This is a genomic window from Streptomyces sp. NPDC059524 (genome assembly GCF_042749255.1).
In the GTDB taxonomy this organism is placed as follows: domain Bacteria; phylum Actinomycetota; class Actinomycetes; order Streptomycetales; family Streptomycetaceae; genus Streptomyces; species Streptomyces xanthii.
The window spans coordinates 18,123-33,949 of record NZ_JBHYTK010000038.1 but is presented as its reverse complement, the minus strand read 5'-3'; the positions used below and the strand labels follow the sequence as shown (position 1 = coordinate 33,949).

The following is a 15,827-nucleotide window of genomic DNA, read 5'->3' as shown; positions in this document are numbered from 1 at the left end:
CCTTGACGTCCGATCTTTGCACCTCTACCGTCCCAATTTACTCGGACCCGAAATAAATGCTCAGTCACTTCCCCCTTCCCCTGTCGGGTATCGAATGAGGAGGTCAGGACATGCGCTTGCGTGCCGTGCAGTGGGCCGGCGTCGCGACGGCGGGAGCACTCGTCGCACTCGCCGGGTGTGGAGGCTCGTCCGGCGAAGGATCGGGAGGGTCGAAGAAGTCGGATGGATCGGTGACCCTGACCTGGCAGATGTGGGCCGCCGGAGCCGACGAGGAGAAGCAGCTGAAGCACCTCGCGTCCCTCGTCACCCAAGAGCACCCCGACATCAAGCTGGAACTGAAGACCGCCCCGTTCAAGGACTACTTCACCAAACTGCAGACCCAGGCCGCGGGTGGCGACCAGCCGTGCCTCGTGAGCATGCAGAGCCTTCGGCTGTCCGGCTTCACGGACCTCATGGAGCCACTGGACTCCCTGCTGAAGGACGGCGCCGGCACCGACGGATTCGAACCGGCCGCACTCGAGGCCCTCCAGTGGCAGGGCAAGCAGTACGCCCTGCCGATGGACCTTGCCAGCATGCTCATGTACTACAACAAGGACGCGTTCGCGAAGGCGGGCCTCGACGAGCCGAAGACGGGCTGGACCGTCGCGGATTTCGAGAAGGCGGCGAAGTCCCTGACCAAGAACGGGAAGACGGGCTTCGGGCTCTCCTTCTCCGACCTCCCCATGCTGACCATGGCACTGACCTACAACGACGCCCGCCCCGTCACCACCGACGGCAAGGCGCAACTCGACGACCCGGCGATGGTCAAGGCCATGACCTGGTACTCGGGCCTGGCCACCAAGGACAAGGCGGCGAGCGTCCCGGCCAGCTCCAGCGACGGCGGCTGGGCCGAGACCCAGTTCGTCAACGGCAACGCGATGATGGCCGTCGACGGCACGTGGAATCTCGGATCCACCTCCAGCCAGGCGAAGTTCAAGGTCGGCGTGGCGCCGATCCCGGCCGGTCCCGACGGTTCGAAGACCTACGTCGCCAACTCCGGATTCGGCGTCTCCAAGACCTGCGCCTACAAAAGGGAAGCGGTCGAGGCGCTCTCCGTGCTCACCGGTCCCGAAGCGCAGAACTACCTCGCCGGGCAGGGCCGCGTCTTCCCCGCCCGCACCGCGGCGCAGCCCGCGTACGAGAAGTTCCTCACCCAGCAGACCGGCGGGCAGACCGAGACGGTCAAGGCCGGGATGAGCGCCGTCCGCGACGGACTCGCCGGCGGCGAGCCGTTCGTCGGAACCCAGAACTGGGACGAGGTCAACACTCTGTTCAGCCAGTACCTGCTCGAGGCCTACACAGGGTCGACGTCGGCCGAGTCCGCGCTGACGGCCATTCAGAAGAAGGCGGGCCGCTGACCCGTGGCGACACCACCGATCGAGCAGCGCACCCGGCCCGCGCCCGGCTCCGCCGCCCGGCCGAGCCGGGTCCGGGACGGGGGCCGCCGCGGCGGTCCCCGTCGCCGGGAACGCTGGTACGCCTACGGCTTCCTGTCCCCCGGGGTCGTCGGACTGACCGTCTTCACCTTGTTCCCGGTGGCGATGGCCGTCGTGATGAGCCTGTACCACTGGCCCATCTTCGGCGAGCGGTCCTTCCTCGGGCTCGGCAACTTCCGCTATCTGCTCCTCGAGGACCCCGGCTTCCTCGTCTCCGTGCGCAACACCTTCGTCTTCACCGCACTGTTCCTGCCGCTCAACGTCGTGCTCTCCCTGGCCCTGGCGTTCTGGATCTCCAACAGCCGCTGGCAGCAGCTGTTCCGAGTGCTCTTCTTCATTCCCGCGATCACACCGATGGTGGTCAACGCAGTGATCTGGAAGATGCTCTACCAGCCCCAGGGCGTCATCGCCCACTACCTCGACAGCTGGTTCGGCATCACCGCACCGAACTTCCTCGCCGACTCCGGCACGGCGATGATCTCCGTCGTCGTCATGAGCGTGTGGCAGGGCATCGGCTACAACCTCGTCGTGTTCTCGGCCGCCATCGACCAACTGCCGCGCTCCGTGCTCGAGGCCGCCGAGATCGACGGGGCTCGGGGTCTGACGAAGTTCCTTCGCGTCCAGCTGCCGCTCATGTCACCCGCGGTCTTCTTCGTCACCACCATGACCATGATCACGTCGATGCAGGTGTTCACCCAGACCTACATCCTCACCCGGGGAGGACCGGGAGACTCGACGGTGACGATGGTGCAGAACGTCTACGAGAACGGCTTCGTCTCGCGCGACCTCGGTGTGGCCGCCGCCGGCGCGTGGCTCCTCTTCGCCGTCATCCTGCTGATCACCGCCGTGCAGTTCCTCGGCCAGAAGCGGTGGGTGCACTATGAGCACTGACAAGATCCGCTGGACCCCGCGCAGTGTGGTCTCCCATGTGCTGCTCGCAGCGGTCACCCTGCTGTTCCTCGCACCCGTCGTCTACGCCGTGGCCACCGCGCTCAAACCGCCGGGCGAGACCTTCGCCGACCCGACCGCGCTCACCGGCTCCCACCTGCGCTGGCAGAACTTCGCCGACGTCTTCGACTACCTTCCGTTCCAGCGGTTCATCCTCAACGGTCTCCTGGTGGCCGTCATCGGCACGCTCGTCGTCCTCACCGCCTCCTCCCTGGGCGCCTACGCCTTCGCCCGGCTGAAGTGGCGCGGCAGGGACGGCCTCTTCCTGGTCTTTCTCGCGACCCTGATGGTGCCGCAGGAGGTGCTGGTGGTCCCGATGTTCATCCTCATGCAGGAGTTCGGCTGGGTGAACAGCTACCAGGCGCTCATCTTCCCCTGGGCCTTCACCGCGTTCGGCACGTTCCTGCTGCGGCAGTTCTTCCGCGGGATCCCGTACGAGCTGCAGGAGGCCGCCACCCTCGACGGCTGCTCGCCCCTGCGCACCTTCCGCTCCGTCATGCTGCCGATCGCCCGCCCCGCACTCAGCGTCCTCGCGGTCTTCACCTTCATCGGCTACTGGAACAGCTTCCTGTGGCCGCTCATCATCGTCAACGACGTCAGCGCACTCGGCACCGTGCCGCTCGGCCTGGAGCTGTTCTTCGGACAGAACGGCAACCAGTGGCATCTGGTGATGGCCGCCTCCGTCATCTCCCTCGTCCCGACCCTGCTCCTGCTCATCGCTCTGCAGAAGCACCTGGTGAAAGGCATCGCCGCCACCGGCCTGGCCGGCCGCTGACCCGGCCAGACCGACTGGACGTGTTTCACCGTGGCCTCATAGGAGGATCCCCTGCTGCGCTTCGACCGACGCACCGGTCCCGACCTCGGTGCACAGACCCCCGCCTACCCGTCCGCCTCCCTGCCGCGCTGGTACACCGACGCCAAGTTCGGCATCTTCGTCCACTGGGGCATCTACTCGGTGCCCGCCTGGGGCACGCCCCGCGACCCCGGCGTCCACACCCCCGTCGAGCTGGAGTACGCCCACCATCCCTACGCCGAGTGGTACGCCAACACCGTGCGCATCGCCGGATCGCCCACCCGGCGCTTCCACGAGGAGACGTACGGCGTGGGCACCTCGTACGAGGACCTGGCCGACCTGTGGACGGCCGAGCGCTTCGACGCCGACGCGTGGATGTCCCTGTTCGCCGAATGCGGCGCACGCTACGTCGTGCCCACGGCCAAGCACCACGACGGCTTCTGCCTCTGGGACTCGGACACCACCCCGTTCAGCGCGGCACGCCGCGGGCCCCGCCGCGACCTGCTGGCCGAGCTGAGCGGCGCCGCACGCCGCCACGATCTGCGCCTCGGCCTGTACTTCTCCGGCGCCCTCGACTGGCACGTGAGCACGTTGCCGCCGATCCGCTCGCTGACGGACCTGTTCGAACTGCGCCGCAACGACAGGTCCTTCGCCGACTACGCACACGCGCAGCTCGACGAACTGGTTCGGCGGTTCCGGCCCGACTACCTCTGGAACGACATCGACTGGCCGGACGACGGAAAGGGCAGCGGCGACCGGGACCTGGCCGCGCTGTTCGCCCGCTACCTCGAGCAGGTGCCCGACGGATTGGTCAACGACCGCTGGGGCGTGCCGTACCACGGCGTGCGCACACGCGAGTACCTGACCGAACAGGAACCGTCCGAGCCGGTGTGGGAGGCGTGCCGGGGACTCGGGCAGTCCTTCGGCCACAACGCGGCCGAGGACGACCGGCATCTCCTCAGCGCCGCCGAGCTGATCCGGCTGCTCGTCGACACCGTGGCCAAGAACGGCAACCTGCTGCTCAATGTGGGCCCGCGGGCCGACGGCTCGCTGCCGGAGAGCCAGGTCTCACGGCTGCGCCGCCTTGGACAGTGGCTACGGGTCAACGGCGAAGCCGTCTACGGCACCCGGCCCTGGATCCGCCACACCGACCCGGCCGGTCATCCCGTGCGCTACACCACGCGGGAGAAGACCCTGTTCGTGACGGACCTGGCGCCGGACCGGGGACGGCTGGCACCGGCCCGTGATGTCGCCGAGCTCGCCGCCGGCCGCCCCGCGAGCTGGCTCACCGCGGCCGGCCGTCAAAGAGCGGCCACGGACCCGGACGGCACGGTGATCGTGCCGGAGGAGCTGCGGGGAGCGGCCGCGGCCGTGCTCGCCATCGAAGGCTGCGTCGCATGACGCGGAGCACCGAGCGATTCACCGACCCACCGACGGAGCTGTCACGATGACTTCACAACGCTGGTTCACCGAGGCCAAGCTCGGCATCTTCATCCACTGGGGCATCTACAGCGTGGACGGCGTCGCCGAGTCCTGGTCGTTCTTCGACGGCCGGGTTCCGTACGACCGGTACATGACACAGCTCGACCGGTTCACCGCCGACCGTTTCGACCCCGACGCGTGGGCGGACCTCTTCGTCCGCGCGGGCGCCCGTTACGCCGTGCTCACCGCCAAGCACCACGACGGGGTCGCGCTGTGGGACACCGGTGCGAACGACCTGTCGGTGGTCAAGCGCACCCCCGCCGGACGTGACCTCGTCGCCGAGTACGTCGCGGCGCTGCGCCGACGCGAGGTGAAGGCCGGCCTCTACTACTCCCACCTGGACTGGTCCCACCCGGACTACGCCACGGTGCGCAAGCCCGACCAGGACCCCCTGGAGCGCGGCAACCCCTACTCGGTGCCCGCACCCGGCGAAGAGGACCCGGCCCGCTGGGGGAACTTCCTGGACTTCCACCGGACCCAGGTCCGCGAGCTCCTGGAACGCTTCCGGCCCGACCTCCTGTGGTTCGACGGCGAGTGGGAGCGAACCCCCGAACAATGGGGCATGGAAGCGCTGGCCACGGAGATCCGTACCCGCTCACCGCACACCGTCGTCAACGGCAGACTGACCGGACACGGCGACTACGCGACGCCCGAACAGGGCGTGCCCATCGAGCCGCCCATCGGCCCGTGGGAGCTGTGCCTGACCATCAACGACTCCTGGGGCCATCAACCCCAGGACACCCACCACAAGTCGCCGCGGCAACTGGTCCGCATCTTCGCGGAGACCATCGGCGGTGGCGGCAACCTGCTCCTCGACGTGGGTCCGCAGGCCGACGGCACCATTCTCCCGGAGCAGGTCGCCCGTCTGGAGGCCCTGGGAGAGTGGATCGGCCGGCACTCCCCCGCCGTGTACGGGACGGACCGGGGGATGCCGCACGGCCACTTCTACGGCCCCTCGACGCTCTCCGCCGACCGCAGGACGCTGTATCTCTTCGTCTTCGACCGCCCCAGCGAATTCGTGGTCCTGCGCGGTGTACGCAACGCGGTGACCTCGGTGCGGGTGCTCGGCGCGGACACGGAGGTACGGCACGAGCGCGTCGGCGGCCTCGACGAGGTGCCCGGATGGGAGTACATCCACCTCACCGACGACCACCTCGACCCGCTGTGCACCGTGCTGGCCCTCGAACTCGACGGCGAACTCGACCTCTACCGCACGCACACCCGCGACCAGGCCGCCTCCGATGCCACCCCGTAGGCCCCGGCGACCACCCCTGTCAGCTCACGGAGGAGCCATGCCGACACCCCTTCCCGTGATCGCCGTCGCCGGTCTGGGCATCGAGTCGTCCACGTTCTCCCCGGCCCGGACCGAGGCCCCCGCCTTCCACCCGCAGCGCGGCACCGACGTCCTCGCCCGCTGTCCGTTCCTGGCGCACGGGCAACCCCTGCGCTCCGCCGCCGACTGGCGTGGTGTCCTGGTCGGCAAGGCCCTGCCCGGCGGAACGGTGACGGCATCCGCGTATGCCGCCCTGTCCGGCGAACTCATCGAGCGTCTCAAGGAGTTGGGGCCGGTCGACGGCCTCTGGTTCGACATCCACGGTGCGATGACCGTAGAGGGGCTGGACGACGCCGAAGCGCACCTGCTGGCCCGCATCCGCGAGACCGTGGGCCCCGACGTCGTCGTGTCCACCTCCATGGACCTGCACGGCAACGTCTCGCGCGCTCTGGTCCACCTGACCGACCTGATCACCTGCTGTCGCACGGCTCCGCACGAGGACACGATGGAGACCGAGGAGCGCGCCGCCCGCAACCTCGTCGACCATCTGGCGGGCGGCGGACCGCGTCCGGTGAAGGCGTGGATCCCGGTGCCGGTGTTGCTGGCCGGCGAGCAGACCTCGACCCGGGTCGAGCCCGCCCGGAGCGTGTACGCGGCCGTCGACGAGGTGGAGGCGGCCGAGGGAGTGACGGACGCCGCGGTCTGGGTCGGCTACGCGTGGGCGGACGAGCCGCGCAACCGCGCGGCCGTGGTCGTCACCGGCTCCGACGAAACCGCCGTCACGGCAGGCGCCGAGCGGCTGGCGCGCGGCCTCTGGGACGCGCGGCACGACTTCGCCTTCGTCGCCCCGACGGGCACCCTCGACGCGTGTCTCGACGAGGCACTCGCCTCCACGGCGCGGCCGTACTTCGTCAGCGACACCGGCGACAACCCGACGGCGGGCGGCGCCGGCGACGTCACCTGGAGCCTCGCACGCGTACTGGCCCGCCCCGAGTTCCAGGATCCGTCCGGACCGACCGTGCTGTACGCCGCACTGCCGGGCCCGGCCGCGGTCGATGCGGCCGTGCGGGCAGGGGTCGGAGCGACGGTCACCGTCACCGCGGGCGCCGAGGTCGACGACCGGCACGCCGGGCCCCTCACCATGACCGGCGTGGTGCACGCGGTACGGCACGGCGACCGGGACGCGCGGACGGAGGTGGTGCTGCGGATCGGCAGCGTGTACGTGATCCTGACCCGGCTGCGCAAGCCGTACCACCACGAACACGACTTCACCGACCTCGCGTTGAACCCGCGCACGGCCGATGTCGTCATCGTCAAGATCGGCTATCTGGAACCGGAACTCTTCGCCATGGCCGCCGACTGGAAGATGGCACTCACCCCGGGCGGCGTCGACCAGCACCTCACACGACTCGGTCACCACCGCATCCGCCGGCCGATGTTCCCCTTCGACCCGCGAATGCCCGACCCGGACCTCACCGCCCGGATCGTCCCCGCCTCCGACCGTCCGCTCGACCGGCCCGAGGAGTAAGGGGACACATAGGTGTGACAACGATGTCGCACCCAGTCAGCATTCGATCTCCCAGGGAGAGTCCATGCGATTGCCGAGACCAGTCCGCCTGGTCCGAATCCTGTCCGTCCTGGCCTCCGCGGCCGTCCTGATCAGCGGGACACCGGCCACGTCCACGGCCGCGTCCCCCACGGCGGGACCGTCGTTCCCCGAGGATCCGACGGCCTATGTGAACACCTCGATCGGGAACAACGGGTCGGGCACGACGTTCCCCGGGGCGGCGCTGCCCTTCGGAATGGTGCAGAACAGCCCCGACACCCGGCTCAACTCCTATGCCTCGTACGACTACGCGGACTCGGAGATCCTCGGATTCAGCCAGACGCATCTGTCCGGCGTCGGCTGCCAGACCAACGGGAACATCCGTCTGATGCCGGTGCCCGGCGCGTTCCCCGGGACGCGGCCCGAACAGCAGGCGGCCGGCTTCAGCCACGCCGACGAGAAGGCCGAGCCCGGCTACTACAAGGTCGGCCTGGACAACGGAGTGAGCGCCGAACTGACGGCGACCGCGCGGACCGGGTGGCAGCGCTACACCTTCCCGGCGAACGCCGACCGGCGGACCGTGGTGGTCAACGTCGGCTCCAGCAACGGCTACACGTACGCCGGTCACGTGGACGTCGTCGGCGACGACACGGTCGAGGGCTGGATCACCGGCGGCAACTTCTGCTGGGAGACGGGCAAGGAGCGGTACAAGGTCTTCTTCAGCGCCAAGTTCGACCGGGCCTTCGACACCTTCGGCACCTGGGCCGACGGAGATGACGTCGCCTCCGGCCGGCGGTCGGCCGCCATCAGCGGAACGCCGTCGGACGGTTCGCGGGCCGACGGCGGCGCGATGGTCGGATTCAGCGGCGGCGGCCAGGTGGGTGCGGCCGTCGGCATCTCCTACACCTCGGTCGACGGCGCCCGGCTCAACCGCCGTACGGAGAGCGCGGATCAGACCTTCGACTCGGTGAGGGCGGCCGCCCACCGGACCTGGGCGCGCCAGCTCGACCGGCTGCAGGTGGCCGGCGGCAGCGAAGCCGACCGGCGCACCTTCTACTCCTCGCTGTACCGCGCGACGCTTCATCCGTCGGTCGGTTCCGACGTCGACGGGCGTTACATGGGCTTCGACAAGAAGGTGCACCGCAGCGACCGGCCGTACTACCAGATGCTCTCGCTGTGGGACACGTACCGGACGCAGAACCAGCTCGTCGCGCTCCTCGAACCGCGCCGCGCCACCGACATCGCGAAGTCGCTGCTGCACGTCTACCAGGACGGCGGCTGGCTGCCACGCTGGGCGCTCGCATCGAGCGAGACCAACGTGATGAGCGGCGAGGGCCCGACGCCGTTCATCACCTCCCTGTACGCCCGCGGACTGCTCGACAAGCCCACCGCGCGCGCCCTGTTCGACGCGCTGTGGAAGAACGTCACCCAGGTGCCGTCGGACCAGTCGGTGTTCCGCGGCCGCGACGGCAACCCGACGTACACGCACAACGGCTGGATCGGCTACCAGGACAAGGGCGGCTACACCTGGGGCGACTCCCGTCAGGCCGGGTCCGCGACGCTGGAGTACGCGCTGGCCGACTGCGGTCTCGCCGGCATGGCCGGCGGTCTCGGTGAGACGGCGAAGGAGAAGACGCTGCGGGCACGGTGCGGGAACTTCGCCGACGAGTGGGACTTCGGCGTGAGTTCGAAGGGCTTCGACGGCTTCCCGCGCGCCCGCACACCTCAGGGCACCTGGGCCGGGAGCTCCGACCCGACGCAGAGCACCGGCTTCCACGAGGGCACCGCGTGGCAGTACCAGTGGCTGGCGCAGCAGGACGCTCCGGGCCTGTTCGCGCTGATGGGCGGAAAGGCCAAGGCGCAGCAGCGTCTCGACACCTTCTTCGACATGCCGGAACTGCTGCGCGACCACACCGGGGTGGCGAAGAAGTCGTGGGTCGTCGGGGCGTACGACTACCACAACAACTTCGCGTTCAACCCGAACAACGAGCCCGATCTGCACGCGCCCTGGATGTACGCGTGGACGGATCAGCCGTGGAAGACCTCGGCGGTGCTGCGCGCCGCGCAGCCGCTGTTCACGGACGACGCCTACGGCATGCCCGGCAACGACGACCTCGGCACTCTCTCGTCCTGGTCGGTCTGGTCGATGATCGGCTTCTACGAGGTGATGCCGGGCTCCGCCGAGTACGTGCTCAGCGCGCCGATGTTCGACCGGGTGCGGATCCAGCCGGACGGCGGCCGGCCCGTCGACATCGTCACGCCGGGTGCGGACCGCTCGAAGCTGCAGTACGTGTCATCCGTGCGGGTCGGCGACCGGGCCTGGACGAAGTCGTGGATCAAGCACGGTGATCTGCTGAACGCGGGTACCGTCCGGTTCGCTCTGACCTCCGACCCGTCGAGCACCGACTGGGGCCGGGGAAGCGACGCTCAGCCGCCGCGGCACGGCACGACGGACGCCGGGGTGCGGCCGTACTCCTCGCTGCCCGATGCCAGTCCGGCGCTCCTCGCACCGGGCGGAAACCTCAAGGCGAGCGTGGGCGCCGCCAATCTCACCGGCTCCCGGGCCGAGGTCGCCTTCACCGCCGACGCGTCCGACGGCATCACCGTGACACCGTCCTCGGGCCGGCTGAGCGTCGACGCCGGTGGCCGGGCGGCCACCGAGGTGACGGTCGCCGCGGGCGACTCCGCCAAGCCCGGCCTGCGCACCGTCGAGGTCACGATGACCGACACGTCGACCGGTGAGCCGCTGGGCAGCACGTTCCTCTCCCTGAAGGTCACCTCGCTGTCGTACGGCAAGCCGGCCACGCAGAGGAGCACCGCCTGGGGCGGTGTCGCGGCACGGGCCGTCGACGGCAACACCGACGGCAACTACACCGTCGGGTCGGTCACCCACACCGCCGAGGACGGTTCGGCGGAGCCCTGGTGGCAGGTCGACCTCGGCGCCTCGAGAGCCATCTCCGACGTCACGGTGTGGAACCGCACCGACTGCTGCTCGGAGCGCCTGACCGACTACTACGTCCTCGTCTCCGACACCCCCTTCACCGGCGACTCGCTCGCCGAGGCGCTCGCCCAGCCCGGTGTGACCGCCGTCCACCGCACGGACACAGCCGCCACGCCGACCGAGGTCCCGGTGCGGGCCTCGGGACGCTATATCCGCATCCAACTCGCCACCACCACCACCCTGTCGCTCGCCGAGGTCGAGGTGAACCCGTCATGACACAGAACTCCGGAAGACAGCCTGGTCCCCGGTCGACGAAGCGCCGCGAGACCGTGTCACGGCGCGCGTCGGCCACCGCGGCGGCGCTGGCCCTGTGCGCCGGCCTGCTGACCGCGCTGGGCGGTTCGCCGGCGAGCGCCGAGGGCGGCCAGCCGGTGATGTCCGACCCGGGATTCGAGTCCGGCACCTTCGACGGCGGGCAGTACTACCACGCCTCCCTCGTCGCTCCGGGCGCCTCGGGGTCGGGCCACGCGGCGCAGGTCGGACTCGCGTACGACGGGGACAGCCGCACCCCGAAGGGCGGCAACCTGCCGGTACGCGGCACGGGCGTGTCGCGCGGCATGGTGAACAAGCCGATCCGGCACGTCGAACCCAACACGGTCTACGAGTTCACCGCCAAGGTCCGCGCCTCCGGCGGCGCGTCGGTGCGGGTCGGAGTCTTCGACGCCGAGAGCGTCGCGTACTACCGCGGCGCCGCGCACTACGTCGACGTCACCGACGCGGCCTGGACCACGGTGAAGCGCACCGTCACGACGGGGCCGCGCACGAAAGAGCTGAACGCGTTCTGCTTCCTGAACGAGCTGGGCAGCGGCTCGGGGCCCGGCTACTGCGACGACTTCACGATCCGCGAGGTCGGCCCGGCGGAAGACCCGGCGCCCGCGCCCGGAGGTGACACCCGGTCGCCGGGAGCGAACGGGTTCCCGGTCACCGTCCCCGCGGTGCAGTCGTTCGCGCGTCGCGAGGGCGGGTCGTGGCGGCCGCAGGCCGACCTCACGGTCTCCGTACGCCGCGGACAGGCCGCCGCGCTGCGCGGTGACGCCGAGCGGGTCGCCGAGGAGTTCGTCGAGGCCAAGCTGGTCCGGACGGCCACGGTGCGCGTGGTGAACAATCACGCGTCCGTACCGCGGGGAATCCTGCTGACCACGGGAGGGGTGGACCTGTCCGCCGCTCCTGCCAAGGCGCGCGCCCTGGAGTCGCAGGCCTACCGCCTGGACATCGACGAGGACGCGGTCGTGGTCACCGGTGGGTCCGGCACGGGTGCGTACTACGGCGCTCAGACCGTCCTGCAGGCCCTGCGGTCGGCCGGACGGCTGCCCGGCGGCGTGGTGACGGACTGGACGGACCAGGCCTTCCGCGGACTTCAGGTCGACTCCGGGCGGCGCTACTACTCGATCAGCTGGCTGAAGAACCAGATCAAGGATCTGGCCTACTCCAAGATGAACTATCTGCAACTGCGGGTGAAGGACGACCAGGGCCTACGGGTCGAGAGCGCGGTGGCACCGGAACTGGTCGACCGGCTGCCCGCGGGCGGGTCGTGGACCAAGGCCGAGATCGCCGACCTCGTCGCGTTCGCCCGTCGGTACCACGTCACCATCGTCCCGGAGATCGACGTACCCGGGCACAGCAGTCTCGACCTTCAGGTGTATCCGCAGTACGCGCTGCCGGGGAACACGGGGTACGACTACTCCCGTGCCGATGTGCGGGAGCGTCTGGCGCGGTGGGTCCGGGAGATCGGGGCGACGTTCGACGCGCCGTACGTACATGTCGGCGGTGACGAGTTCTTCGACGCGGACAACCCGCGGCTGCTGTCCTGGGTCCGCGGCTTCGCCGGGCCGGAGGCCACCGGGGAGGACGGCTACAAGGCGCTGTTCAACTACCTGTCGGGCGAACTCGCCAAGGACGATCGTGGTACCTGGATGTGGAACGACATGATCAGCGACCCGGCCGGCGGCGCCGTCCGGCTGAGCCGTGACATCACGATCGACTACTGGGCCGAGATCTACGACGCGCCACCGGCGAACGCCTATCTCGACGCGGGCTTCACCCTCATCGGCTCGTCGTCCGACCTGTACCACGACCTGTGGCCGCCCCTGACGGCCGACAACAAGAACAACACCATCAACCAGCCGTGGCCGACCGACCAGTGGACGGCGTACGGCAGCCCGTACGTGTACTCCGGCGGCTGGGGCGCCCCCTACAGTGTGCCTGCCGAGAGCGACAGCGTCGGGCAGTTCTTCCCCATCTGGGACGACCCGCACGGCTGGGCCCCCGAGTACGTCCTCACCCAGACGCTGCTCCCCCGGCTGCGGGCGCACGCCCAGTCGGTGTGGAACTCTCCCGACCCAGTGCGTGACTTCGCCTCCTTCGACCCCTACCTGCGCAAGCTCGGTCACGCGCCTGGCTTCCGACAGCCGGTCGAATCACTCGAGTTGAACCCACCGCAGCGGTGACCTGTCTCGGGGTTCCCCAGGTCGTGGGGAACCCCGAGCAGGTTTCGAGTTGATATGCCATTGCCCAAGCGATCTGTGTTCGGGCGGTGCAGTGCGGCGGGGCAGGGGCTGTTTCCGGTCGACTGTCGTGAACGCCGAACGCCATGCTTGAGAACGGAACGTCCTCCGGGCCAGGTCAGACGGCCTTTGCGCAGTGAACTACCGTCCCTCGGCGGCGCGTCAGACCCGCCGGCGTACCCACATCGCCTGCCTCACCAGAGGCGTTTGCCGCTCGTTCACCGCTCAACGGACACAGCTGTCCGATAGTCGGCCGCACCAGTGGTGCGTACTCTCCGCAATCGGAACACTCCCCTCTGCGCCCACCACGCGCAATTCCGCAGACCTCGGAAACCCCGGGGAAGCCAGAGAGGGACCACCATGCGTCACGCACGAGCAGCCTTTGTCACGGCCGTCGCCGCCTGCCTCCTGACCACGGCACTCACGACCGCGACCGCGCAGAACAGCAGCCGCACCGTGAGCGTGGCCACCCAGGGGCTCTACGCGCCGAGCGATCTCGTCCTCGCCGTCGGCCCGGGCCCCGATGCCGCGAACGCCACGGTGACCCGCTCGGTCACGCTCACCTGCGCGCCGAGCCCGGCCGGGACCCACCCCGCCGCAGCCGACGCGTGTGCCGAACTGGCCGCCGTCAACGGCATGTTCGCGGAGCTGTCGAAGCCTGCGCCTCACGCCCTGTGCACCAAGGAATGGGCTCCGGTCACGATCTCCGCGACCGGAGTCTGGGAAGGCCGGCGAATCGACTGGTCGACCACGTACGCCAACGGCTGCACCATGAACGCCGAGCTCGCACGGAGCACGGCTCTGGCCTTCTGACGCCTGGGCGCAGAGGCTCTCGGGGGGGCGGCACCCGCAACCCCCGGGAGCCCCCGCGCTGCGGAAAATGGATCGCCAAGACGGAACAGCGCTCCTACCGTGCCGCCATGCAGATCGTCGTGACGCTGGATTGTGTCGACACGGAAGCGCAAGCGAACTTCTGGCTCGCAGCACTGGCCCCGCTGGACTACCGGCGCGGATTCCACGGACCCCCTTATCTGAGCCTGGTCGGGCGGGCTCCCGCACCGACCCTCCTCCTGCATCAGGTCCCCGAACCCAAGCAGGGGAAGAACCGCATGCACCTCGACCTGGACTTCGGAACCGCAGACCTGATCTCCGAAGCCAACCGTCTCGAACGACTCGGCGCCGAGCGGCTCTCTGAGGAGATGAGCGAGCACGGCTTTCGCTGGATCGTCCTTGCCGACCCGGAGGGCAACGAGTTCTGCGTCTTCGATCCCCCGAGCTGAACGCGCTGGTCAGGACCGTGGACCCGTGTGTCACGGCCGTCCGGTCGACGCGCGACTCGGCAAAACAGGGCACCCACAAATAGCCGATCGGATGACATGCCGGCCCCGGTGCCGACCGTGTCGCCCTCGACGACCCGGCCGTGTCGAACTTCGTGGGCTGGGCGTACTTCGACGCCGACGGCACGTACACCATGTACAACCTCGACGACATCGTCCACACCAAGACCAACCACGTCGAGCCCGGCACCGACGGCCGCGGCCCCGGCGCGAACGGCAACCAGGGCGGCAACGGCGAGTACCACTTCAACAACGGCAACGCCCGCTGATCGCGATCCGCCGCATCGAAGGCCCGGAGGGAATGTCCTCCGGGCCTTTTCGTGTTCCAGGTGGCAGAAAGTTCTACGTTCAACTAAAGTTGAGGCACGAGGACGCCAAGGAGGTCCCCAAAATGCCCGCTGTGACCGTCGAGAACCCGCTGACCCTGCCCCGAGTGGAAGCTCCGGCGGATGCCGCGGCGCGCCCCGTGCTCGCCGTGACGACCGCGCCGGGCGGCTTCGAAGGGGAGGGATTCCCGGTGCGCCGCGCGTTCGCCGGAATCAACTACAAGTACCTCGACCCGTTCATCATGATGGACCAGATGGGCGAGGTGGAGTACGCACCCGGAGAGCCGAAGGGCACCCCGTGGCACCCGCACCGCGGCTTCGAGACCGTGACGTACCTGATCGACGGAACGTTCGTCCACCAGGACTCGCACGGCGGCGGCGGCACCATCACCGACGGCGACACCCAGTGGATGACGGCGGGCTCCGGCCTGCTGCACATCGAGGCGCCGCCGGAGTCCCTCGTCATGTCCGGCGGCCTCTTCCACGGCCTCCAGCTGTGGGTGAACCTGCCCGCCAAGGACAAGATGAAGGACCCGCGCTACCAGGACATCCGCGGCGGCCAGGTCAAGCTCCTCACCACCGCCGACGGCGGCGCGCTGCTCCGCGTCATCGCCGGTGAGCTCGACGGCCACGAGGGTCCGGGCATCACGCACACGCCGATCACGATGGTGCACGCCACCGTCCGCCCCGGCGCCGAGGCCACTCTGCCGTGGCGCGAGGACTACAACGGCCTCGTCTACGTGCTCGCCGGCCGCGGCACCGTCGGCGCCGACCGGCGACCGGTCCACATGGGCCAGACCGCCGTCTTCGGCGCGGGCGGCTCGCTGACCGTGCGGGCCGACGAGTCCCAGGACTCGAACACCCCGGACCTCGAGGTGGTCATCCTCGGCGGACAGCCGATCCGTGAGCCCATGGCCCACTACGGCCCCTTCGTGATGAACACCAAGGCCGAACTCCAGCAGGCCTTCGACGACTTCCAGGCCGGCCGCCTGGGCGTCATCCCCACCGCCGAGCGTCTGCCCCACACCTGACCGGGCCCCGGGGGGCCGGGGAGTTTTGCGTGGGTACAAGCGGCGCCCCCCCCCGCGCCGGGCCCCGCCCCCCCGCGGGGGTGCTCGGGGGGGGGTTTGGGGGCGCCCCAG

Annotated in this window: 12 protein-coding genes; all 12 read left to right on the top strand. The window is 69.5% G+C overall.

What is annotated here, in order from left to right:
* Positions 1 to 110 precede the first annotated feature (110 nt).
* The 12 genes from ACFW9D_RS13800 (at position 111) to ACFW9D_RS13745 (ending at position 15,716) form a co-directional block, all read left to right on the top strand.
* On the top strand, positions 111 to 1,397 hold the full coding sequence (locus ACFW9D_RS13800) for an ABC transporter substrate-binding protein (protein ID WP_384621413.1): 1,287 nt from the start codon (positions 111 to 113) through the stop codon (positions 1,395 to 1,397).
* Positions 1,398 to 1,400: 3 nt separating this feature from the next.
* Positions 1,401 to 2,366, top strand: a complete 966-nt coding sequence (locus ACFW9D_RS13795) for a carbohydrate ABC transporter permease (protein WP_384621409.1) — start codon at positions 1,401 to 1,403, stop codon at positions 2,364 to 2,366.
* Positions 2,356 to 3,198 (top strand): carbohydrate ABC transporter permease, encoded by an 843-nt coding sequence (locus ACFW9D_RS13790; protein ID WP_188334987.1) that lies wholly within the window; start codon positions 2,356 to 2,358, stop codon positions 3,196 to 3,198. The genes ACFW9D_RS13795 and ACFW9D_RS13790 overlap by 11 nt, the downstream gene beginning before the upstream one ends.
* 51 nt (positions 3,199 to 3,249) lie before the next feature.
* Positions 3,250 to 4,617: an alpha-L-fucosidase gene (locus ACFW9D_RS13785; RefSeq protein WP_384621471.1), complete on the top strand. Its 1,368-nt coding sequence runs from the start codon at positions 3,250 to 3,252 to the stop codon at positions 4,615 to 4,617.
* 16 nt (positions 4,618 to 4,633) lie between these two features.
* On the top strand, positions 4,634 to 5,953 hold the full coding sequence (locus ACFW9D_RS13780; protein WP_384621469.1) for an alpha-L-fucosidase: 1,320 nt from the start codon (positions 4,634 to 4,636) through the stop codon (positions 5,951 to 5,953).
* Positions 5,954 to 5,990: 37 nt separating this feature from the next.
* Positions 5,991 to 7,499, top strand: a complete 1,509-nt coding sequence (locus ACFW9D_RS13775) for a M81 family metallopeptidase (protein WP_384621406.1) — start codon at positions 5,991 to 5,993, stop codon at positions 7,497 to 7,499.
* A gap of 64 nt (positions 7,500 to 7,563) precedes the next feature.
* The gene (locus ACFW9D_RS13770; RefSeq protein WP_384621404.1) at positions 7,564 to 10,734 is read left to right on the top strand and encodes a GH92 family glycosyl hydrolase; all 3,171 of its coding nucleotides are present in this window, start codon (positions 7,564 to 7,566) and stop codon (positions 10,732 to 10,734) included.
* The gene (locus ACFW9D_RS13765) at positions 10,731 to 12,965 is read left to right on the top strand and encodes a family 20 glycosylhydrolase (RefSeq protein WP_384621401.1); all 2,235 of its coding nucleotides are present in this window, start codon (positions 10,731 to 10,733) and stop codon (positions 12,963 to 12,965) included. The genes ACFW9D_RS13770 and ACFW9D_RS13765 overlap by 4 nt, the downstream gene beginning before the upstream one ends.
* A gap of 417 nt (positions 12,966 to 13,382) precedes the next feature.
* On the top strand, positions 13,383 to 13,835 hold the full coding sequence (locus ACFW9D_RS13760) for an SSI family serine proteinase inhibitor (protein ID WP_384621398.1): 453 nt from the start codon (positions 13,383 to 13,385) through the stop codon (positions 13,833 to 13,835).
* 107 nt (positions 13,836 to 13,942) lie between these two features.
* Entirely contained in the window at positions 13,943 to 14,302 is a 360-nt protein-coding gene (locus ACFW9D_RS13755) for a VOC family protein (protein WP_384621395.1), read from the top strand.
* A gap of 140 nt (positions 14,303 to 14,442) precedes the next feature.
* Entirely contained in the window at positions 14,443 to 14,628 is a 186-nt protein-coding gene (locus tag ACFW9D_RS13750) for a hypothetical protein (RefSeq protein WP_384621393.1), read from the top strand.
* Between the two features lie 122 nt (positions 14,629 to 14,750).
* Positions 14,751 to 15,716 carry a pirin family protein gene (locus tag ACFW9D_RS13745; RefSeq protein WP_188338045.1) on the top strand — a complete coding sequence of 322 codons (966 nt, stop codon included), beginning with the start codon at positions 14,751 to 14,753 and terminating at the stop codon, positions 15,714 to 15,716.
* Positions 15,717 to 15,827: the final 111 nt, after the last annotated feature.